The organism is Thalassobacterium maritimum, from assembly GCF_031127805.1.
Classification (GTDB): domain Bacteria; phylum Verrucomicrobiota; class Verrucomicrobiia; order Opitutales; family Coraliomargaritaceae; genus Thalassobacterium; species Thalassobacterium maritimum.
On the sequence record NZ_JARXHW010000007.1, the window covers coordinates 1 to 22,281 of the forward strand.

13 protein-coding genes and 1 tRNA gene are annotated in these 22,281 nt (G+C 54.7%); 8 read left to right on the forward strand and 6 right to left on the reverse strand.

Going from position 1 to position 22,281, the window contains the following annotated elements:
- Positions 1-3 precede the first annotated feature (3 nt).
- Both QEH52_RS04520 and QEH52_RS20680 read left to right on the forward strand, forming a co-directional pair.
- A tRNA-Leu gene (locus QEH52_RS04520) sits at positions 4-88 on the forward strand.
- A 309-nt stretch (positions 89-397) separates the two neighbouring features.
- Positions 398-655 (forward strand): DUF5069 domain-containing protein, encoded by a 258-nt coding sequence (locus tag QEH52_RS20680; protein ID WP_425609276.1) that lies wholly within the window; start codon positions 398-400, stop codon positions 653-655.
- Here QEH52_RS20680 and QEH52_RS04525 read toward each other — a convergent pair.
- The gene (locus tag QEH52_RS04525; RefSeq protein WP_308948877.1) at positions 652-7,509 is read right to left on the reverse strand and encodes a LamG-like jellyroll fold domain-containing protein; all 6,858 of its coding nucleotides are present in this window, start codon (positions 7,507-7,509) and stop codon (positions 652-654) included. The two genes, QEH52_RS20680 and QEH52_RS04525, sit on opposite strands and share 4 nt — an antisense overlap.
- Positions 7,510-8,087: 578 nt before the next feature.
- Here QEH52_RS04525 and cysE point away from each other — a divergent pair.
- Both cysE and QEH52_RS04535 read left to right on the forward strand, forming a co-directional pair.
- Positions 8,088-8,873, forward strand: a complete 786-nt coding sequence (cysE, locus tag QEH52_RS04530) for a serine O-acetyltransferase (RefSeq protein ID WP_308948878.1) — start codon at positions 8,088-8,090, stop codon at positions 8,871-8,873.
- A gap of 48 nt (positions 8,874-8,921) precedes the next feature.
- The gene (locus QEH52_RS04535) at positions 8,922-11,159 is read left to right on the forward strand and encodes a cation:proton antiporter domain-containing protein (protein WP_308948879.1); all 2,238 of its coding nucleotides are present in this window, start codon (positions 8,922-8,924) and stop codon (positions 11,157-11,159) included.
- Positions 11,160-11,202: 43 nt separating this feature from the next.
- On the opposite strand, the gene QEH52_RS04540 is transcribed toward QEH52_RS04535, so the two are convergent.
- The gene (locus QEH52_RS04540; protein ID WP_308948880.1) at positions 11,203-11,541 is read right to left on the reverse strand and encodes a P-II family nitrogen regulator; all 339 of its coding nucleotides are present in this window, start codon (positions 11,539-11,541) and stop codon (positions 11,203-11,205) included.
- A 34-nt stretch (positions 11,542-11,575) separates the two neighbouring features.
- Positions 11,576-12,913 (reverse strand): ammonium transporter, encoded by a 1,338-nt coding sequence (locus QEH52_RS04545; RefSeq protein WP_308948881.1) that lies wholly within the window; start codon positions 12,911-12,913, stop codon positions 11,576-11,578.
- Positions 12,914-13,067: 154 nt separating this feature from the next.
- Between QEH52_RS04545 and QEH52_RS04550 the strand changes: the two genes are divergently transcribed.
- The 4 genes from QEH52_RS04550 to alaS all read left to right on the forward strand — a co-directional run bounded on the left by QEH52_RS04550 (position 13,068) and on the right by alaS (position 19,206).
- A complete protein-coding gene (locus QEH52_RS04550) occupies positions 13,068-14,189 on the forward strand; it encodes a PAS domain-containing sensor histidine kinase (RefSeq protein WP_308948882.1) in 1,122 nt (373 codons plus the stop codon).
- 278 nt (positions 14,190-14,467) lie between these two features.
- Complete coding sequence (leuB, locus tag QEH52_RS04555) at positions 14,468-15,568, forward strand: 3-isopropylmalate dehydrogenase (protein ID WP_308948883.1); 1,101 nt, start codon at positions 14,468-14,470, stop codon at positions 15,566-15,568.
- A gap of 73 nt (positions 15,569-15,641) precedes the next feature.
- Complete coding sequence (locus QEH52_RS04560) at positions 15,642-16,061, forward strand: four helix bundle protein (protein WP_308948884.1); 420 nt, start codon at positions 15,642-15,644, stop codon at positions 16,059-16,061.
- Positions 16,062-16,392: 331 nt separating this feature from the next.
- Positions 16,393-19,206 (forward strand): alanine--tRNA ligase, encoded by a 2,814-nt coding sequence (gene alaS, locus QEH52_RS04565; protein ID WP_308948885.1) that lies wholly within the window; start codon positions 16,393-16,395, stop codon positions 19,204-19,206.
- 13 nt (positions 19,207-19,219) lie between these two features.
- Here the strand turns inward: alaS and QEH52_RS04570 are convergent, their stop codons facing one another.
- The 3 genes from QEH52_RS04570 to QEH52_RS04580 form a co-directional block, all read right to left on the reverse strand.
- Positions 19,220-19,669 (reverse strand): hypothetical protein, encoded by a 450-nt coding sequence (locus QEH52_RS04570; protein WP_308948886.1) that lies wholly within the window; start codon positions 19,667-19,669, stop codon positions 19,220-19,222.
- A gap of 169 nt (positions 19,670-19,838) precedes the next feature.
- On the reverse strand, positions 19,839-20,681 hold the full coding sequence (locus QEH52_RS04575; protein WP_308948887.1) for a hypothetical protein: 843 nt from the start codon (positions 20,679-20,681) through the stop codon (positions 19,839-19,841).
- Positions 20,663-22,264: a tetratricopeptide repeat protein gene (locus QEH52_RS04580; protein ID WP_308948888.1), complete on the reverse strand. Its 1,602-nt coding sequence runs from the start codon at positions 22,262-22,264 to the stop codon at positions 20,663-20,665. Before QEH52_RS04580 ends, QEH52_RS04575 begins: the two co-directional genes overlap by 19 nt.
- Between the last annotated feature and the right edge of the window lie 17 nt (positions 22,265-22,281).

Below are 22,281 nucleotides of genomic sequence, written 5' to 3' on the forward strand. Positions count from 1 at the left end.
ATCGGTCGAGTGGTGGAATTGGCAGACACGCATGATTAAGGGTCATGTGCCGCGAGGCGTGAGGGTTCAAGTCCCTCCTCGACCACCAGGCTTCGTCTGGAACTTGTTCCAGCAAACGAAGCCTGTCGCGGACTTCGACAAGCTCAGTCGAGCACGTAACGAAGTGTAGCCGGACTCCTAAGCTCCAAGCAGACTACGCCTGGGCAAGCCAGTTAACAACTCAAGCGACAGACAAGAGTGTCTGTCTTACGTAGAACAGGCGCCCCGCATGTCCCCTAGCGCAACTCAAGTAACAGACAAGAGTGTCTGTCTTACGTAGAACAGGCGCCCGCCTGTCCCCTAGCGCAACTCAAGCGACAGACAAGAGTGTCTGTCTTACGTAGAACAGGCGCCCCGCATGTCCCCTAGCGCAACTCAAGCGACACTGAAGCCGCTCTCTCCCTACACAGAAATACGGGGCATGCTCTATTTTCCGCGCATGCTGGATAAAATTCGCAAGCACGCGGCCTCGCAACTGCACGATGATTTCCACAAGAGCTTCGGCGTGGCCTTAGATGGACGCTGCTGCGCCTATCTGCGTATCATACGATGTTTGACTACATGGAGGTCGACGAAGGCCGCGACGGCATCCAGATCGCATAGGCACACAGCCTAGTCGACCTCCACCGCCCACTTGTAGAATTGCTTATCGGTGTTCATTTGTATCGTGCGCTCAAAGGCATCTCCGAGTTCGATCCAGTCGCCGGATGACAGGTCATCGTTGCTCCAGAGTTGAATGCGGAAATGCAAGTCGCCCTCGGCATCGGGTGCGATCAATGTCTGCTCATAGTTCAAACCTCCCAGTGCACTGAGTGGATACAGCCCGGCTGCGGCTTGGAGTTCGCTGTGCGAGCGAATCAAGTCGAGCACACTGTCACTTAGCTCGGTATCGGCAATCAATGGATCGAGGCCAGCCGCGAGCTCGGCTCCATCGTTGAAGAGGTCGCCGTCGGTATCCGTCATCAGCGCGTTCGTGCCTAGTATTTGCTCCGCCGCATTGTCGAGTCCATCGCCGTCCAGATCCTGGCTCGCGGTGTAAGCGAGGCTGCCAAATTGCTCCATTTCCCAAGCATCCACCAATCCGTCGTCATCGCTATCTACGACATCTGTGATCAGGGCAAAGTCACCTTGGTAATCAAGGCGCGCCCAGACTTGTTGATTGTCCAAATCGATCCCCCAGCTGCCCACGCTATCATCAGCGGTGGGAGCTCGCATGAGGGGCGTCTCTGCTGCGAGTTCGAGAGTGGCCGAAACGGCAGGTAGCCAATCACCGGCATCGCTGTCTGCGGTATCGGCATCCAGGAAGGCGGCGATACGTAGCGACTGAATCTCCAGTGCGGATAAACGGCTGGCATCGTAGCTCAGCTTGATGGTGTAGGCGTCGCAACGATTGCGGCCGGGGGCCTCACGCATGCCATTTAGACTCACGATATCGGAAACGACTTTGCTCTCGCCGGCATCATACCAGTCATCACGTGACCACCAACCGGTAGTGATATTACGATATTGTCCAAAACTGGTGCTTCCATAGCTGTGCACGGTTTCATCGCTATTAACACCATCGACCACTTCGACACTGGTTCCGATAAAGCCATCATCCAGTGGCGCACGGTCTTGAATATTACGATCATTGTAGTTCTCCCCGGAAGCGACGGTGAACTGCAATCCATTTCGGGAATAGGTATACGCATCCCAGACCGACCAGTCATCAAAAGTGCCATGGCCATCCGTGTCGGGCGACATATAAGTCTGCACCCAAACAAAGGGTCCATTGATCTCGACCAGTAGGTAGGCAATCGGCCGCCCGGCGATCGTCGTGCTATCGATCAGGCAGTTCAAGTGTTGATCCTCGGCCGGACTACGGCTGATCGAGTAAAATTTCTCCGAAGCAGAGCCACAGGTGAAATCAAACATGTAGGGCTTATTGCCATCATCCAGGCTAACCGCGACCGAGCGGTCGTAGATATGGTTGTGGCCACTAAACCAACCATCAACTTGTGAGGCTTTGCCAGCTTCCAAATACGGTTGCGGGCTATCAACGTATTCCGTCATCGCGGGGTGCGATGCCACAGAGAACAAGCCCGGGTGAGAATAGCCGAAGATGTGCGCATCGGGATTCGCCGCGCGTATTTCAGCAAATTTCTCAGCCACCCAATCGGAGTAATTGTCCGAGCTGCCCCCGTTCCAGAGGTCCAGCGAGACGAAGTAAGTGTCCTGCCCTGCATCCAAAACATAACTGAAGTTATTTGGATTGGGCGATGCTTCACTGCCGCCGGGCACATCGCTCGGATCGACCACAGCACCCTCACCTTCGAACAGATATGGGAAGGCGGCCTGCCACGCGGCTTCTCCCTCGGAGGTGGGCAAGTATGCGTTGGCATCGTGGTTGCCACGCACGGGATAGAAGCCGATCCCATTCTCCAGTAATGGAGTGGCCAGCACTTCTTTTAAATACTCCAACTCGGTCAACTTGGCATCGCCACCGGAGTAACCATCGGTCACATCGCCAACGTGAATCGCAAATTCGGGCGCTTGCGCAATCAATTCGCGTGCGATGGCGGAAGCCTCATCGGTCGGCACTCCCAGTGTGCTGCCCTGGGTATCGGGAATCACTGCAAAGCGCAGTGCCAACTCACTGCCGGGCATGGCGGCACGAGCCAACTCAGCCGGCTCTTCCACCATGATTTCTAGAATCACGGTAGTGGTGCCTTCGTCATTGTCGGTGACAGAAATCACAAAGGTATTGAGACCAAAATGGCTGGCACTAGGCGTGCCACTCAGGCTGCCGTCAGCATGCACGATCAACCAATCCGGTCCGCTAACTTTGGCAAAATACATGGTATCGCCATCGGCATCACTCGCATATTCGGCCACGCTGGCGGCGTAATCGCTGCCAGCAAGCGCATGGGCCGTTTCGATGTGTTCACTCTCGAAAATAGGCGCATCGGGATGCAGGTCGGAGAGCAAGTTCATCCACAAGTCGAAACCGATGTCGGAGCTAAAGCCGTCGCGGTTATGAATCTCTACTGCGAGCACATTTTCACCCTCAACCAGTGCATCGGTCGCCACAGTAAATTCATAGAAGGTGCTCTCGGCCGCTCCGTCGGTAATGCTACTGGAGAAGGTCTCCGAGCTGATCTCACCGGCGGGCATGTTATCGCGAATGATTTCGATCCCATTGAGGTAGACGATCACGCCGTCATCGCGCAATACGCCGAACTCTAGCTCACGAACGGCTTCCAGATCTTCCAGCACGAAGGCTTTACGGAAGTAGTAGGTAATGTGCTTATCGTTGCTATCGGAGCCGTAGCTGAGCGTGGTGACTTCGTTGGAGTCGCCATAGCCGAACTTTGCGGGTCCTTGCGCCCAGGTGCTGTCGTCAAAAGCAGCGGCGCGCCATGCTGTGCCGGCATCGCTCCCATCATCAAGATAGGCCCAGTCGGCACCGGCGGTGATAATGGACTCACTCACCTTTGGAGTATTGTCCGATTCCAGGATGGCAGTCGCTTGCAGGTTGAAGCTTAAGTCGGAACTGCTGGCGTCGCTATTATGTAGTTCGACGGCCAATACATTTGTTCCAGTCACCAGCGCATCTGCGGCAACACTGAACTCAAAGTAAGTGCTTTCATCATCCCCACCCAGTGCAGAGGAAGCATAGGTCTGATAATTAACAGCGCCGCTAGGCATATTGTCGCGCAACAGCTCCTGCCCATTGAGATAAATGATCACACCATCATCCCGCAGCACTTCGATTAAGATCCCTTCGATCCCAGCGAGCGAGTCGAGCTCGAAGGCCTTTCGGAAGTAGGTGGTCGGATGCTTGTTGGCAGCATCTGTGCCATAGCTGAGAACTGTGGCCTCGTCACCGTCTCCGTAGCCGAACTCAGCCGTGCCGGTGGACCATGCACTGTCGTCAAAGTCGGTCGCTGTCCAGTCAGTGCCCAGATCGGATCCGTCATCGAGATACAACCACTGCGCATCTTTTTCAACAAATGGGGCTAATTCTGACGGGACGGTCTCGTCGTTGGCATACGCGCTCACCTCTTCGGCAGTCAGGCTGGCGGAGAAAACACGCAGCTCATCGATCAAACCATTAAATCCATAGTCATTACTGACCGACATGTTGCCAATGCGGAAGGGACGTTCTGCAGACAGCGTGCTTTGCAACGTATCAATCGTCACCGCGCGCTCGGCCACCAGTTGCCCGTTGACATACAGCAACACGGATTCACCGGGAACAAAAACCCCCGCGACATGCACCCAACCATCGGTGCCCTCGCTGGAGCGCACGGATAGGTTCACCGTATCGGTGGCGGTATACCCCACTCCGGCGGCAGTCACCTGAAAGCTTAATTGCTGGGTGTTCGAATGCGTCGTCTTCAAGACATACTGATCATTGGCCGCGCCGCCTGATTGATCGATACCGGCAATCACACCATAGCTGCTGACACCTTCCGGTTTCACCCAAGCGGACACACTGACCGCACCGGTCAAGTTAAGCGCCTCGGGAGTGCCCACCAGCACTTGATCCTCACTATTACCGGAAAAGCGGATCGCACCGTTGCGGTGCCCCACACTCTCCCAGGCGGCAGACGCCTGCAAGGTGCCTGAAATCCCATTACCGGAAAAATCTCCAGCACTGGTTCCGGAACCTTCATCGAAGGGCCAGTAGGCGACTAATCCCGCAGCTTCACCTTCGATCGGCTCAGCGGCTTCGGTCTGGGCACTCGCCTCGGCGGACCATTCTGTTTGACGCCCTCCGCTCACACCGGAAATACGATAGCTGTAGCTGGTATTGGGGGCCAGTCCGCTGTCATTGTAACTCGTGGCATCTCCTGCGAGTGCGCTGCTCACCACGAGGTAGTCACCTGAGCCGACTCGACGCTCCAGGATCAAATTATCATAGCTGGCGGAATCCAGATCCCAAGTGAGCGAAATACTGGATGTATCTTCAGCATTCGCAGTCAGATCGAGAATCGAACCGCTCAAGTATCCCAACTCGACACTTGCCAAATCAGACCACTCGGAAAAGGCATCGGCAATGGTCAAAGAGCGAATACGATAGCTGTAAGTCACTCCGCTAACAACTTCGGTATCTAAATAACTGATACTATCCGCCGCAAGTATTGCGACTGTCGCGTAGCCGGCATTCTCACCGGACGCACGACGCTGGATCTCCAAACTCTCCACCTCAGTGTCTGTCAGCGCCGACCATGTCAGGCTCACACCAGCACCGCCATCACCGGCACTAAAGTCTGCCGGCACTTCCAAATCTGCATTGGCCAATTGTGGGAAGTAGAGAGTGCGATTTGGCTCGCGGCCCTCCCCCTTGACCTCGATGCGGTCCGTCCAAATCTCAATTTCGGCATAGGCAGTGGTGTCAGCGGTTTCCACCATACCTTCCAAATTAATAAAGTGTATATCCCCACTCTGTCCGTAAGCACCCGAATGGTTATGCCCATTCATCCATGCACGGATATTGGAATAGTCCGCCAAGAGTGTCAGCAACTCACTGGCCTGAGGGCTAATGTGGGCCGTGCCGGGAGGATAAACCGGATAGTGGTCAAAAATGATGACCGGCTCTGAATTTTCCAGCGCGGCATCGAGTCCGTCGCGCAACCAGGCCAATTGCTCTGCGCTGTGGATACCGTAGCCCGCATCGTTACCATCGAGCACGAAGAAGCGCCAGCCCTCGACGACGAAGGTATAATAATTGGAGGGTATCTTAAGGGCTTCCACAACATCCTCCAAAGTGTGACTGCCAACCGCTAAGTCGTGATTACCGACGACTTGATAGCTGGGGTGAACCAGGTCATCCCAGATTTCCATCATCGGCTCGAAACTCTCAAAGTAGTTATCAATAAAATCTCCCAGGCAAATGACGAACTCCAGATCGCGCGTATTGAAGTCCTCCACCATCACCGGCAACTTCGTCAGGCTGTTGCGATAATAACGCGAACCGGCTGGATCCGAATCTTTATATTGCGGGTCCGCCACAGCACCAAAAGAAAAGAGATAAGTGCCCTCTGCAGGCGACGTTCCATCGCGATCTGCAAGCTGGATAAGTTCGCTGGCATCGAGCCCGACATTATAAATCGCAACTTGATCGATGGCTCCATTAAAACCATAGCCTGAGCTTTCTGTCATGTTACCGATGCGAAACGGCACCGCCTCACTCAGGGTGCTTTGCATGCTCTCCAAGGACGTCGCTTTCTGAGCGACTTCAACACCGTCGATATAGAGCAGCAGTTCTTCACCCGGCAGGAACACGCCAGCCACATGAATCCAACCATCCTCACTGGCAGAGGCACGATCGACGATTGATTGGGTATCACTCACCGATACCGCGCTGCCCCCGGCACCGGTCACTTGAAAGCTGAGATAACTGCTAGTCGCCCCCGTCGTTTTCAATACGTATTGGTCATTACTCGCACCACCGGACTGATCAATGCCGGCAATCACTCCATAACTGCTCATGCCATCGGGATGCACCCAAGCGGCAACCGTTACAGCGCCTGTGATATTCAAGGCATCCGGAGCTCCAAGTAGCAACTGGCTATCATCGTCATTGACGATCTGTAGCGCACTGCCCTCGACACCATCCACCCAACTCGCACTACCCGTAAGCGTGCCGATCAAATCATTTTCCGAATCAGTCGCAGTCGTGCCCGTGCCCTCATCAAAGTCCCAATAAGCGACGCGGCCGGACGCTTCACTCACGGGGTCTTCCAGAGCCGTGCCGGGCGCGGCGTGCAACTCAGCCACCGCAGTGCTGCTGATCGCGTAATCGTAAAGCTGCACATCATCGACAGCACCGTCCAAATAATAGGAAGTCGCCGTCGTCGTCATCGCTCCGATTTTAAAAGGCGCGACATCGATTTTTGACTGCAATTGTGCCGGCACATTAGTGTTTTCAGCCATCAATGAGCCATCCACATATAAACGTGCAAACTCGCCCGCTTGATACACCCCAACCAAGTGGATCCAGCCGTCGGCCGATGCTTCAGACAGATTTTTAAAAGTATCGGTCGAGTGTAAGGTGGCCGAACTGCCGCCCTCCCCGGTCACCTGAAAAATGATACGACCATCGCCCGAAGAAGCGGTTTTCAAGACAAACTGATCATTCGCAGTGCCGCCCGAGCTGTCGATTCCGGCAAAGATACCATAATTAGTGATGTCATTGTATTTCGCCCACACCGAAAGCGTCAACGAGCCCTGCAGGTTCAATGCATCCGAATCAAATTCAATGTAGTCACCCGATACGCCGGGGAAAACCGCCGCATTACCGGCCTTGCCGGCCCCCCAAACGATCGAACCGGTCAGCTCACCATCGATCCCTGCGCCACTGGCATCGGCAGCCACAGTGCCCGATGTTTCGTCCAGTTTCCAATGCGCCACCAGCCCCGCAGTGCTGGCGCTCGCAAGCGCAGTACAGAAGCTGCCAATTAAATATAGTTTTTTGAAATTCATCTTATATGCCTCGAATGAAATGCTCTTCACAAAATTGTCGGATGCTCACGGAAGCTGCCCGCAAACATCAAAGCTGCGGATCAATGAAGTGGAGAATCTACAAGTCAAACACTGGGACATAAGCTTAACCAAGGTCACAAATCGCGACATTTGACCGGTTTTCTTCACATTGCAGACGCAGCTTTCACATAAGATTTTCCAACGCCTTAATATCGCTCGTATCAGGAGGCATCCGCTCTAACGTCAATAACGACCGGCAGTTGCATAACAAAATATTCAGTAGATTTTCATTAAGTAAAAATACAATCAAAGCAGGACATAGATTAGGCAAAACAGGCCTTAAAAGATGAATTATGCATGATTCCAGAGCCGTTCGACTCATCGTAAATGAAATGTAACAAATCACTCAAATCAGTTGATGCCCCGGATTCCCGCCTGCAATGACCCGATTCACGAGCTAGCAAGCGTCCAATGATGCCGCTGCCACAGATATGCCCCGTCACACACTGTAATTTGTGTAGATTCCTGCTTTTTTAGCGTGGCATATGGACGACTTCTCTCTAACTATTTGCGAATTTATGCAAGCTATCGACTTAGACGCCCACTGGAACGAAATACGACGTCACGCCCATGACATCGTGGAGCGCGAACCTGCGCTCACGACTTTACTCAACGAAACGGTGCTCCACCGCGGATCTTTTGCGGAATGCCTGACCTTCCGCCTGACGCGCAAACTGGTAAACCATTCGGCGTCGATTGAGGTGCTGCATGATACCTTCATGGAAGCTTTCCTGCATCAGCCGGCCATTTTACAACATGTGGCCTGCGATATGATTGCAGTCAACGAGCGCGACCCAGCCTGCCCCAACGTGCTCACCCCCCTGCTCTACTTCAAAGGCTTGCAAGCTCTGATCTGCTACCGAGTCGCTCACTACTTGTGGAATCAAAAGCGCACTGAATTTGCGCTCTACCTCCAAAGCCTGATTTCGGAGACTTTCGCAGTCGACATCCACCCCGCAGCCAAGATCGGCTGCGGCATTTTACTGGACCACGCCACCAGCTTTGTGGCTGGCGAAACCACAGTCATCGAAAGCAATGTATCTATCCTGCACGAGGTCACACTCGGGGGCACCGGCAAAGAACGCGGCGATCGTCACCCCAAGGTGCGCACTGGTGTGCTACTCGGGGCCGGAGCCAAAATTCTGGGCAATGTGGAGATTGGCGAAGGCGCCAAGGTCGGTGCAGGCAGCGTCGTGCTTAAAGATGTGCCCCCACACACCAGCGTCGCCGGCGTGCCGGCACAAGTCATCGGCCAGGCCTCCGAAGTCTGCCCGGCACTCGGAATGTGCCACAAACTGGACTAATCTAGACAAAGCTAGACAAACGGTGAACCCGATATAAACACACAACCAATGAATTCATTGACACAGCTCGCAATGGGCAGCTCCCAGGATGCACTCTGGGCCCTCTGTTTCGCGGTCGGCGCCGGTTGCTTGCTTACGGTGCTCTCGCGCCGCTTACAATTGCCCACCATCGTCCTACTACTACTGGGGGGCTTTGCTCTAGGCCCGGAAGGTCTGGAGCTACTGGACCCCAATGCCTTGGGCGACTTACTGCCGATGATCGTCTCACTGGCAGTGGGATTGATCCTGTTCGAAGGCGCACTCACGCTGGACTTAAAAGAGTTTAAAGAAACTTCAACCGTCATCAAGCGCCTGCTCACCGTGGGGGTGCTCATTACCTGGCTCGGCTCTGGTTTGACCGCCTATCTGGTCTTTGATACCTCACCGGCCTTTGCCCTGCTGATGGGCAGCTTGATTATCGTGACCGGGCCCACAGTGATCGTCCCCCTGCTGCGCCGGATTCGGGTGCAACAGAAACTGGGTAGCATCCTCCACTGGGAAGGTGTGTTAATTGATACGATCGGAGTATTCACCGCGATTCTCTGTTTTGAATGGGTCGTGGAAGGCGGCGGCGCAGTCGCCATTCCGAGCTTCCTATTACGCGTGGCCAGTGGTGCCGCGATCGGCTTTATTGGCGGCTACTCCATCTACTGGATGATGAAAAAGCACTGGGTGCCGGATAACATCGCCAATGCCTTCGCACTCGCCAGCGCCATGCTGATCTTTGGGGCCACCGAACTCATTAAGCCAGAGGCCGGCCTACTATCGGTCACGATTGCGGGCATGATTGTCGGCATCAAAAAACCGCGCCAGTTACGTGAGATAAAAGCCTTCAAAGCGGAAATCGTCGACCTACTGATCGGCATGCTGTTTCTGCTATTAGTTGCGCGCCTGGAGCTCCAACAATTCATCGACTTCTTTACCATGGGAGGCGGCTGGGTCCTCTTTTCGGTGATCCTGATCATCCGCCCGATCAGTATCGCAGCCTCGGCATGGGGCACACCGCTCAATATCCGAGAAAAGGCGCTGCTCAGTTGGGTGGCTCCCCGGGGCGTGGTCGCCGCCTCGATGGCCTCACTCTTCGCCTTGAGCCTCAGCCACAATGACAATCCGGTCGGTGATCCGGCGCTATTGGAATCATTCGTCTATTCAGTGATCTGCGCCACAGTATTGATCCAAGGCTTGTCTGCAGGATTATTTGCTAAGATGCTGGGCCTCCAGCGCCCCGCTCCCAATGACTGGGTGATCATCGGCGCCCATCATTTTGGACGCGAACTGGCGCGTAAGCTGATGCGCCAGGATGAGCAACACGTATTGCTACTCGATACCAACGCCCGCAATATTGCACTCGCCAAAAAAGAAGGCCTGCCCGCCCTACTGCGCGATGGCATGGAAGCCGAGAAACTCTACGAAGAAGAACAGGCGCTCTTTGGCGCAGGTTACGTGCTCGCATTGACCGATAACATCGAATTAAACCAAATCTTAATGCAACGCTGGGGTGAAGTGCTGGATAACGAAAAAGTCTTTGGCTGGATCCCATTGGACAGCCCCACCACCGAGGATCAACTGACCGGACAGTCAGTATTTGGCGACCTATCACGCCCCGCCGTAATTGGCAGTGAACTGCTACAGGGCGAAAGTAATTTCGAAACAGTGCTGTGGGAAGAGGGCAAAAGCCTCGCCTCCGGCGACTGGCACCCGCTCTTTATCCGTCGTGGTAAACAACTCAAAGCCGTGCCCCACGACGCCAGCCTAAAAGAAATTGTGAAAACAGAAGACGAAGTTATATGCCTGCGCCGCGCAGAGGGCTTTTTACTACGCGCCCTCCATAGTGGCGGCTTACTTAAACTCGAATGCAATAGCATCGAAAGCCTCTACCAACAATTGGCTTATATCGCGAACGAGCATGTGCCCGCGATCTCTGAAGAAAAGGTGCTGGAAGATCTCGCCGAACAAGGCCGCGTCTTCCCAGCATTCCTAGGCCATGGCATCGCGATCCCCCACGTCTATTGCGAAGACTTGGATTACCGCATTTGCTTTGTCGCTCAACTCAATCAAGGTCTCACGATTCCAGGCCAGAGCGAAGCGATCGATTTCGTCTTCTTCATCATCAGCCCCAAGGGCGATAGTGAGGGCCACCTCGCGACCTTGGCCGACATTGCTAAAAACTGCCGGACCGAACGTATGCGCACGCAAATCAAGAGTGCGGAATCCGTCGACGATGTGATCGTCGCCATCGGAGGTTAAATTGAGAGGTCAGAAGCCCTCTGTCTTCTGACCTCTGAAAAGCTTAAAGAGCCTCCCCGCCTGTCTCTTCGGTGCGGATGCGCACAGCACTTTCTACGGGCAGCACGAAGACCTTGCCGTCACCGATCTTGCCAGTCTTGGCCGAATTCACGATAGCAGCCACAGCCGCCTCCGCGATTTCGTCTTCCACCACTGTCTCGATCATAGTCTTCGGTAAGAAATCGACGGTGTATTCACTACCACGATAGATTTCGGTGTGGCCCTTTTGACGTCCAAAGCCTTTGACTTCAGACACTGTGAGCCCGGTGACTCCGACTTCAGCGAGTGCTTCTTTGACGTCGTCGAGTTTGAATGGTTTTACAATAGCTTTGATGAGTTTCATAATAGTTCTTTCCTTTAGTTAAATACTTATGCGCTTATTCGAACTGGTAAGCAGTCTCACCGTGTTCAGATTGATCCAGACCAGTATGCTCGACTTCTACGCTCACACGCAAGCCTGTCGTGCACTTACAAAGCAGCACAATAATAAACGTAGCCACTGCAGACCAGAGGATCACTACGCCTAGCGCGGTGAGCTGAACGCCCAACTGCGGCAACATCTCGAAGTCGCCCAAGCCTCCAAAGGCTGGCAACCCAAAGACCACGACCAAGATCGTGCCCATAATTCCACCGACACCATGCACGGCAAACACGTCCAAAGAGTCATCAATCTTTAGTTTGTGCTTCACGATGCCACAGCCGAAGTAGCAAACGATCCCCGCGAGCACACCTAGGCATACCGCGCCCAATGGCCCCACATGCCCCGAAGCCGGGGTAATCGTCGCAAGGCCCGCCACCATACCAGTGACAATACCGACGAGCCCTGGCTTGCCGTTGACTTTCCACTCAATCGTCATCCAAGTCAAACTGGCCACAGCCGCCGAAATGTGCGTAACGAGTATCGTCATCCCTGCATTGCCATTGGCAGCCAGTTGGCTGCCCGCATTAAAACCAAACCAGCCGACCCATAGCATGGACGCCCCGATCATCACCATCGCCGGGTGATGCGGGATATGCAGCTTCTTGGGAAAACCATCGCGGGGGCCCAGCATTTTCGCCAACAACAGTGCGGAGATCCCGGCAGTCGCATGCACTACGATGCCACCAGCCAAATCGATCACGCCCATTTCTGCCAGCCAACCGCCCCCCCACACCCAGTAGGTCACGGGCGCATAGACCAGCACCAGCCACAGTGCCGTGAAAAGTAAAATGGCGCTAAATTTCATACGTTCTACAAAGGACCCGACAATCAGCCCAGGCGTGATAATGGCAAAAGTCATTTGAAACATGATAAAGATCGTCTCCGGAAAGTCCTCCTGCATACTCGCAGTCGTAATCCCCTTCAATCCCAAGTGCTCCAGGCCTCCGATCCAGCCACATGTGCCAGGTGCGAAGGACAACGTATAGAGCAGCACCACCCACAGCACTGAAGCCAAGCAAGCAATGGCGAAACAATGCATCAGCACCGACAGTACGTTTTGCGAACGCACCAGCCCCCCATAAAAAAGTGCCAGTCCAGGCAGCGTCATAAAAAGTACCAAAACCGTGGCCGTGAGCATCCAAGCGGTATTCCCCGAGTTGAGTGCAGGCAGCACTTCGGCGACCGGATCGCTTGCAATAATCGCAGTCTCGATAGAACTGAGATCCTGAGCCAATAACATTCCTGGCAGCAGTGCAGCCACCAAGAAAGCAAACATACACAATGTTTTCTTCATAATGAGGAGTTGTTTTTTCAATAAGACAGGCGCAGCGGCCTGAGGGGGCCGGAAGCAAACCGAAGCAATTCTCCCGCGACAAGCCATTTTTCAAAATGCATTTGCGCGTGGAATACCATCGACAAGCTAGAACTTCGACTCATTTTCAGCCGGAATGAATCACACCACTGAAGAAGCGCTCAAAGCGACCATCTACGATCTAGAACAACGCCTAGAGATCGCTCTACTGAGTGCCAATCAGGTCTGGTGGGAATGGGACATTCCAACTGGCATCTTAAAAACACACGCGGTTAAGGACTGCATACTGGGCTACGATCTTGGCAAAATCAGACATCATCTCGATTTCTGGATGGACGCCCTGCCCCCCGAAGAACGCGAGCCGGTCTGGGAAAGCTTGCAAGCGCACCTGCGCGGTGAAACGGAAATGTGGAGCATGGAGCACCAATACCGCAACCCACAGGGCGAGTATAAATGGGTGCTCGAGGCCGGACGTCTCATTTCACGTAATCAAGACGGCAGCCCCCTGCGCATGGTGGGCATCACACAAAACATCCACGAGAAAAAGCTCCAAGAAAAAGAACTCCGGAAGGCCAACGAACAATTGGCAGATGCACTCAAGTTCAAAGATATCGTGCTCGCCACCGCTTCGCATGATGTGCTCAACGCACTGACCGCGGGCTGGACCATGACTCAATTACTTAAGGAGAAAAGCGAACATCTAACAGAAGAGTTTGAGTTGGTCGAAAGCTCCTTAGCTCAATCGCGAAAACTAATTTCGAATATCTATGATTTCTCCCAAAGTAGCTTAATCGAAATGGAGCTCAACGAAGTCGATGTCACAAGCATCATTCGCGACACACAGGAATTCCACTCCCCGCTCGCCAAAAACAAACAATTAGACTTTGTAGTCAGCACTGTAGCACACAATCCCATACGAACCGACGCTTTAGCGCTACGGCGCATACTCGACAATTTGCTCGGTAACGCGATTAAATTCACAGAGACTGGCTACATCGCCATCAGTGATATCAGCAACGAAGACGAGCTCATCATTGAAGTCAAAGACAGCGGTTGCGGCATCCCCAAGGAGCAAGCACACCTGCTCTTCACCCCATTTAAAAAGCTGAACTCTAGCAATGAAGGTTCCGGATTAGGCATGAGTATTTGCCAAAACCTCGCCAGCAAACTATCTGGTCAGATCAGCTACTCTCCCAACGCCCCGCAAGGGACTATTTTCAGACTGAGCCTGCCTCGCGAACAGCCCGAGACGAAGTAAGCAATACCACTGCTTCCAACAGTGAACAACAGTGGCCCGACCTGCGGCCGCAACACCTCGTATACGCTTCAAGCAGCGCGCTCTATCACTCAATCGAACTGCTGGAGCCATCCAGATGTCTCCAGTCAACAGGAGATGCTCGGACGATTGCGACAACAGATATTAGAGCTACGATCCAGCTGAGAGCTGATGGAAAACTGTGCCCATTTAGCTAAATCTGCGAAAAGTCTTGAAGCACAACAGCGCTCGGACAAATTACTCCGCTTTTTCCAAATCTTATGAAAACACTGAAATTTGCAGTTCTCCCCGGTGATGGTATCGGCCCTGAAGTCATGGAAGTCGCACTCGACGTCCTCAAAAACGCGGGCGAAAAGTTCGGCTTTGCGCTGGATTATGAGCATGCCGACATCGGTGGCATCGCCATCGACAACCATGGCGTCGCCTTCCCCGACAGCACCAAGACTGTGTGCGAGAACTCCGAAGCGATCTTGTTCGGTTCGGTCGGTGGCCCCAAGTGGGAAAGCTTACCGCCCAAGGAGCAACCCGAGCGCGCGGCCCTGCTGCCGATTCGTAAGGCCTTCTCTCTCTACGCCAACGTGCGCCCCGGCCTACTCTACCCACAACTGACCGATGCCTCTCCATTGAAAAAAGAGCGCATCCCCAACGGCATCGACATCGTCTGCATTCGTGAATTGACCGGCGGCATCTATTTCGGTCAGCCCAAGTCCACCACTACTTTAGAAAACGGCGAAGAACAAGCGATCGACACCATGGTTTACAAGACCAGCGAGATCGAGCGCATCGCTCAAGTCGCGATCGACACCGCCAAAGCCCGCGGCGGCAGCGTCTGCTCGGTGGACAAAGCCAACGTGTTGGAAACCTCCGTGCTGTGGCGCAAGGTGGTGACTGAATATTTCGCCAAGCACGCACCAGAGATCAAGCTCAGCCACATGTATGTCGACAACGCCGCGATGCAACTTGCGCGCGACCCGAATCAGTTCGACGTGCTCTTCACCGAAAACATGTTCGGCGACATTCTCTCCGACGAGATGGGCGTGATTTGTGGTTCCCTCGGCATGCTCGCATCCGCCAGCCTCGGCGCGGAGCAGAACAGCCTCGGCTTCCCCTTCGGACTCTACGAGCCCTCCGGCGGCACCGCACCCGACATCGCCGGTCAAGGCATCGCCAACCCCTGCGCGCAAATCCTTTCCGCAGCGCTGATGCTACGCTACAGCTTCGGCGAAAACGAGGCCGCCGCCGCGATCGAAGCCGCAGTCGAGAAAGCCGTCACCGGCGGCATCCGCACCGGCGATATCGCCTTCGGTCTGGAATCCGTTGGTACGAAAGAAATGGGCGCAGCTGTTCTGAAGAACCTTTAGAACACGAGGAACGTCCAACATGCGGCATTGAACATCGAACACTGAACGTCCAACATCGAACATCGAACATCGAATGGCTTACACACAGGAACACTCCGAATGGGATAGCCTGCTGGCAGAGGAATCTGCCTCGATGTATGATTTGGAACACCGTTTATTAGACTTCTCTGTTCGCGCAATCCGCTTAACACGTAAGATTGAATCCAGCCAAGCGGGCACGCATATCGCCAAGCAATTGCTGCGATCTGCGACTGCCCCGCTGGCGAACCACGGGGAAGCACAAGCTGCGGAATCCCCGCGAGACTTCATCCATAAATTAAGGATCTCACTTAAAGAATTACGCGAGACTGAGCGTTGGATAAAGTTGACCAAGGCAGTGCCCTTAGTCGATAAACCTGAACGACTAAATGAGCTGCTCGACGAAACCGATCAGCTAATTCGTATTTTTGTAACTAGCATAAAAACCGCCGAATCAAGAGCAAGCTCCAGATAATAGACAAACTGTAGCATCATTCGATGTTCGATGTTAGACGTTCAATGTTCGACGTTCAAATTCTTCCCATTTTCCCAATTTCCCAATGAAATCATCCGCCGAAATCAAGAGCAAGCTCCAGATAACAGACGAACTGTAGCACCATTCGATGTTCGATATTGGGCGTTCAATGTTCGACGTTCAAATTCTTCCCATTTCCCATTTCCCATGAAATCATCCGCCGAAATCAAGAGCAAGCTCCAGATAACAGACGAACTGTAGCACCATTCGATGTTCGATGTTGGGCGTTCAATGTTCGACGTTCAAATTCTTCCCATTTCCCAATTTCCCAATGAAATCATCCGCCGAAATCCGTCAGTCCTTTATGGACTTCTTTGCCTCGAAACAGCACACCATCGTGCCGTCTGCTTCCTTGATGCCGCAGTCGCCGGGCTTGTTGTTTACCAATGCGGGTATGAATCAGTTCGTGCCCTACTTCCTCGGCACGGAAAAGGCGCCCTACTCTCCGCCGCGCGCAGCGGACACCCAGAAGTGCATCCGCGCCGGCGGTAAGCATAACGACCTGGAAGATGTGGGCTACGATACCTATCACCACACCTTCTTCGAGATGCTGGGCAATTGGTCCTTTGGCAACTATTTCAAAAAGGAAGCGATCGAATGGGGCTGGGAATTGATCGTCGATGTCTGGGGCGTGCCGGCCAGCCGCCTCTACGCCACCGTCTATGCGCCCTCCGAAGGCGACCCTTCCAGTTTCGATCAGGAAGCCTACGATTTCTGGGCCGCTCTCTTCGAGAAGAAAGGCCTCGATCCCAAGAAGCACATCATCAACGGCAACGTGAAGGACAACTTCTGGATGATGGGCGAGACTGGCCCCTGCGGCCCTTGCTCCGAGCTGCACGTGGACCTCACCCCCAACGGCGACAGCGAGGGCAAACTGGTCAATATGGACTCCGACCTCTGCATTGAGATCTGGAACCTGGTCTTCATTCAATACAACGCCGAGGCCGACGGCAGCTTCCGCGATCTGCCCGCCAAGCATGTCGACACCGGCATGGGCTTCGAGCGCGCCTGCTCGCTGATCCAAAACACCAAGGGCTTTACAGACTTCTCTCAAAAGCCCAGCAACTACGCGACCGACGTCTTCCAACCGATCTTCCGCAAGCTGGAAGCACTCAGCGGCAAGACCTACGCCGACATCTATCCTGAATCGGTCGAGAGTGACAAATCACAACTCTCCACCGAGATGAAGGAAGCCATCGCTTTCCGCGTGATCGCCGACCACATCCGCACACTCGCATTTTCCCTGGCCGATGGCATTCTGCTTGGCAACACCGGGCGCAACTATGTGTTGCGTCGCATCCTGCGCCGCGCGGTGCGCTACGGCCGCACCCTCGGCTTCTCCAGTGCACAAACCTTCCTGCCCGAACTGGTCGACACCTTGGTCGATGAAATGGCAGGCGTCTTTCCCGAGCTCAAAAACCGCGCCGCAGCGATCAAAGAAAATCTACAGCGCGAAGAAGCCAGCTTCAACGAAACTCTGGACCGTGGCTTGGCCATGTTTGAAGAGGAAGTCGACGGCCTAAAAGGACAACTGAGTGGCGAGTTTGCCTTCAAACTCTACGACACCTTCGGCTTCCCGATCGACCTGACTCAATTGCTCTGCGCCGAGCGCGCGCTCAAAGTCGACATGGACACCTTCGAGAAATTGATGGAGCAGCAACGCGAACTCGGCCGCAAAGCCCGCACCCAACAACTCGTGCGCGCCGCGGACATCGCCACCGAGGCCAGCACCGAATTTACCGGCTTCGAAGAAGATAGCAGCTCCGCCACTGTGCTGGAAATCCACACACAAGAAGACGCCCTACTCGTCATAACCGACTGCACCCCCTTCTACGCAGAAATGGGCGGACAACTCGGCGACCAGGGCACCCTCACGCTAGGCGATGCTGAATATCCCGTCAGCGCGGTGCAACAGCTCAGCGCCGCACGCGCCCACAGCCTGCCCGTGGATGCCAAGATCGCCGTGGGCGACCAAGTCACCCTCAGCATCGATCCCAACCGCCGCCGCCCGATCGAAGCGCACCACACAGCGACACACCTGCTCCACTGGGCATTGCACGAAGTCGTCTCCACCGACGCTTCGCAACAAGGCTCTAGTGTCTCGCCAGAGCGTCTGCGCTTCGACTTTAACTCCGGCGCACTCACGCCCGAGCAGATCGATCAGATCGAGTCCAAAGTCAACGCTCACATCGAAGCCGGCGAACCCGTCAGCTGGATCGAAGTGCCCCACGACGACGTCAAGGACCGCTCTGACATCCAACAATTCTTTGGCGACAAATATGGCGACAAAGTGCGGGTCGTACAAATCGGTGGCCAACCTCAGCAATTGGACGGCTACTCAATGGAACTCTGCGGCGGCACCCACGTGCGCAACACCAAGGACATCGGCTTATTTAAAATCAAATCCGAGGGCGCCATCGCTTCCGGCATCCGCCGCATCGAAGCCGTTTGCGGCATCGCCGCCTACGATTGGACTCGCAGCGTGGTCGAGAAATCCGCCGAAGAAAAGAAAGAGCTACGCAACCGCCTGAATGCGCTCAACGAGCAACTCAGCGCACTCGACGCCGAGCCGGTCCACTTCCCACAGTTTCCGCACATCATGACCGGTATGCTGGATAAGGGCAGCTTCGAGCAAAAGAACCAAGTCTTCAAAGATCTACTGGCACACCTGCAAGGACTCAAAGCCGCCACCGTGGAAGCCGACAAAGCGCTCAAAAAAGCACAAACCGCCGGCGCGGCCAAGGCCGCCCACGCCATGCTGAGCGAGCTCGACCTTTCCGGTAATCTTGTCATTGCCACCCAAGGCCCCGCCGCACTGCTGCAAGAATTGCTCAATGGGCTGAAGTCGCAGCAATTTGCGCAAGCCGCCTTCCTAATCGTCGACGACGGCGAGAAACTCTACCTCGGCGCCCTCTGTGGCAGCAGCGCCAAGGACAACGGCCTGATGGCCGGCAAGCTGATCCAAAGCCTCGCGCCCATCGCCGGCGGTAAAGGCGGCGGCAAGCCCGACATGGCCCGCGGCGCCGCCCCCGAGCGCGACAAAGCCGAAGAATTGGCTACGAAAGCAAAGGAAGCACTCAAATGAGGGATAATTGCATTTAAAAGCCGAATATACTCTTCACAAAGCTCCAAAAGCTAGGTTTCGGTGGCGGGGCTGGCAAGGGCTGGGAGCTGGCGGGATCGGTGGAGGGCTCAACATCACTGGCCTCGGCGCTGGCGACGCTGGGCTCGTAACTTAATTCCAATCGGTAATCTTGAATACTGGGACGCTGCGCCACGGCGGCTTCGACAGTCTCACGGAGTTGGCTCAAGTAATCCTCGCCGATGGATTGCAGTAAAATGGGGCCGTAGTAATAGTTGAGTGATTGGTGTTGGTAGATCACATACCAGCCCGCATCCAGCTTGGCGGGATCCTCAACCAGCTCGCCAGGATAGCGTTGATCAAAGTCAGCTTTAGAGAGAAAGCTCATATAAGGGATCGCTGTCTCCTCCAGCACCCGCAGGGGCTCGGCCCTAACTACTGTGGCCGAGCCGATGAATGCGAGCATGAGAGCCCACTGGTATCGCTTAAACGCCGCAGGCCTCCGGCGAGCGGACAGGCCACGCACGCACGCCAAGATCTGCGACGAGCGGACACGTCTCTTAAATCTCATGCTTCTAATCTGTCTCATACACCTAATTCTCAATTTCTAATCCCTAATTCCTAATTTCAAACACTCACAGCCCACTCGGAAGGTTGGTGCCGTAGTCGCCGCTTCCGCTGCCGCCGCCCACTTGCGAGCCTCCCGTTGTATTTTGGCCGGCAACAGCCTCGGTGCTGTTACCGGTGCTGGTCGAAGTCGAAGGACCAGTCGCCCCCGACGCGCTGGACGCAGGCACACCGGTCGTGGAGGTGGGCACAGTGCTCGCGGAGCTAGCACTGTCTTTAGAACGATTGACTTCGACCGTCTCTTGCGAGCTCACGCCACCGAAGCCGAAGTCTTCAAAATTACGCGGCTCTTCTCCACCACCAGAAGCGCCACCAGAAGCGGCACCAGAAGCGCCGGCCTGCCCACTCACAGGCGCCTCATCGGCGGGTGGCAATGCAGCGGAACTGTTGCCAGCACCGGCGGGATCGCTTGTCTCCGTCGAAGGCGAGCTGCTGCCGCTGGAAGCACTCGCTCCGTCTTTGGAACTCTGATTCGCCACAGTTTCACCACCTCCGGTGCCACCGATATTCTCGAAGTCACGCGGAGGCTCATTTAGATTTTCAGAGCTGGCCCCCGCAGTCGGCGCTGCAGCGGAACCGCTACTTTCACCGCCCCCCGCCTCACCGGGCTCTGGCGTATCGGTCGACTCTGAGGCCGGTGGAGTCGTTGGCGGATTGACGCGGCCATCAAAAAGATCCGGATCAGGCGCAGCGTGCAGCACGACAGCAGACAAAATCAGCGCCCCGCAAGACAATCCTAAGCGGGCAACAATGTCTCGCCAAGCACGCGAAGGCTCAAAATGTGCGAGCTTGCATCGCGAAGCTGCAGCGCTCCAACGCGGCGAAGAGGGCTCTATAACTTTTCGGTGCATTCGACAGTAATGGTGGCATTGGGATGGCGCGCATCCACTTTGAATTCGATTTCGACGCTCTCATAGCCTGAGCGAGTGCCGCGCACTTTATAGACATCTGGAAAGAGTTTAAGTTCTTCTGTTTTGAAGCGATCGGGCGGCAGAACGCCAATGATGCTGACATAGGTGCGCTTATCGGATTTGATCGTCACATTAACTTCTTCGCTCTGCGCCTTAAGACTGGCTCGAATACGGGCTTCTTCAGTGAGCTGACTGGGCGCTACATTACTAGGGCGACTGGACATGGCTTCATTAAAAAGCTTCGCCGCCAATGGGAAACGCCCCTCTGAAATATATTTCTCAGCCGCCGTGATATTTTGACTATAACGAATATTAGCCAAATAAAGACTGGAGGCTTTTTCTAAGCCTGTGCGCGCCTCCTTGGAATCGGGCGCAATTGCAACGGCTTCTTTATAAAAATTACGTGCGGCTTCGTAACGCCCGGCGCGCAGTGCGTCGTAGCCATCACTGAGCAACACATCCAGCCGTGCAGCTTTGTATTTTTCTTTGAGTTGAGCGAGGCGCGCCTCCTGCTCTGTAGAGGATTTAAGCTTTAAAGCAGCTTCTACGGAAGCGATGGCGCTGGAAAAGTCGGCCGCTTGCTCGGCAGTGAGTGATGCGTCGATCAGTGCTTGATACTCACGATCCAAGATGCGGGCTTCGAGCGAGGCGCGTTGATTGCGAATGAATGGGTTCTGGGGATTCTCGGCCGCGAGACGTTCCAGTTGCGCGAGCGCCGCCTCCAAGTCGCCGCTCGCTTCGAGCGCACGGATTGCTTTGACTTCTTCAGCGATGCCCTCGAGTGCGGTCACCATGACGAGTCCCTCAGTTGCGGCGGCGTTGGCCGAATCGAGCTCCAAGACCGATTCGTAGGCCGTGCGTGCGGCAGTCAATTGATAGTCTTCCAGCGCCTGACTGGCCGCTTCCAGTAGGCCAGCAGTCTGTTGTAGCGCGCGCGCCTCCAGATCGCCCAGTATGGCGCTGGTCATTTCGAAGTCGTCGACACTGCGCTGATATTCCCCCGCGTTGAGCGCACGTAACGCAGTATTATACGTTTCCACCGCCTCACGGTAGGTGTTTTCAAAAGCGGACTTCAGATAATCAAGGCTTTGCAATTCTGCATAGGTGCTGTCATTGAGCGCACGCGCTTGATCGGCCAGCGCCAAGGCAGCCAATTGGCTCTCGGCACGTTGTACCACTGAGTTGTAGTGCAGCGCTGCATCCTCCAGTGCTCCCTTTTGCAGAGCGACTGCGCCCTTACTGGCGTCGCGCTTGAGGCTGGCGATAAAATCGAGCGAGACATCTCCCTGGCGCAAAGCTTCGGCTAGGTCTTGCTCGATCAGGCGATCGGCCTTCTCCGCCAACTGCCTTAGGTCAAAATCAATTGCTTCGCTCGTGTTTTTGACTGCACTGCTCTCTGAATTTGCCTGCTCCGAGCCACTCGAAGCTCCCAAACGACTAAAAAGCAGTAGCAACAATGGTAGAACGATCAATGCCGCCAGTACCATGGCGACGATTACGACGGGTTTTTTATTGCGTGTCATAGATAAAATAGAGTGAA

Excerpts from the sequence above, each read along its gene's own strand:
- QEH52_RS20680 (WP_425609276.1), top strand. The coding sequence starts at position 398 with ATGTCCCCTAGCGCAACTCAAGCGACACTGAAGCCGCTCTCTCCCTAC.
- QEH52_RS04580 (WP_308948888.1), bottom strand. The coding sequence starts at position 22,264 with ATGACACGCAATAAAAAACCCGTCGTAATCGTCGCCATGGTACTGGCG.
- QEH52_RS04570 (WP_308948886.1), bottom strand. The coding sequence starts at position 19,669 with ATGCTCGCATTCATCGGCTCGGCCACAGTAGTTAGGGCCGAGCCCCTG.
- QEH52_RS04525 (WP_308948877.1), bottom strand. The coding sequence starts at position 7,509 with ATGAATTTCAAAAAACTATATTTAATTGGCAGCTTCTGTACTGCGCTT.
- QEH52_RS04545 (WP_308948881.1), bottom strand. The coding sequence starts at position 12,913 with ATGAAGAAAACATTGTGTATGTTTGCTTTCTTGGTGGCTGCACTGCTG.
- QEH52_RS04535 (WP_308948879.1), top strand. The coding sequence starts at position 8,922 with ATGAATTCATTGACACAGCTCGCAATGGGCAGCTCCCAGGATGCACTC.
- QEH52_RS04540 (WP_308948880.1), bottom strand. The coding sequence starts at position 11,541 with ATGAAACTCATCAAAGCTATTGTAAAACCATTCAAACTCGACGACGTC.
- cysE (WP_308948878.1), top strand. The coding sequence starts at position 8,088 with ATGCAAGCTATCGACTTAGACGCCCACTGGAACGAAATACGACGTCAC.
- QEH52_RS04550 (WP_308948882.1), top strand. The coding sequence starts at position 13,068 with ATGAATCACACCACTGAAGAAGCGCTCAAAGCGACCATCTACGATCTA.
- QEH52_RS04575 (WP_308948887.1), bottom strand. The coding sequence starts at position 20,681 with ATGCACCGAAAAGTTATAGAGCCCTCTTCGCCGCGTTGGAGCGCTGCA.
- leuB (WP_308948883.1), top strand. The coding sequence starts at position 14,468 with ATGAAAACACTGAAATTTGCAGTTCTCCCCGGTGATGGTATCGGCCCT.
- alaS (WP_308948885.1), top strand. The coding sequence starts at position 16,393 with ATGAAATCATCCGCCGAAATCCGTCAGTCCTTTATGGACTTCTTTGCC.
- QEH52_RS04560 (WP_308948884.1), top strand. The coding sequence starts at position 15,642 with ATGGCTTACACACAGGAACACTCCGAATGGGATAGCCTGCTGGCAGAG.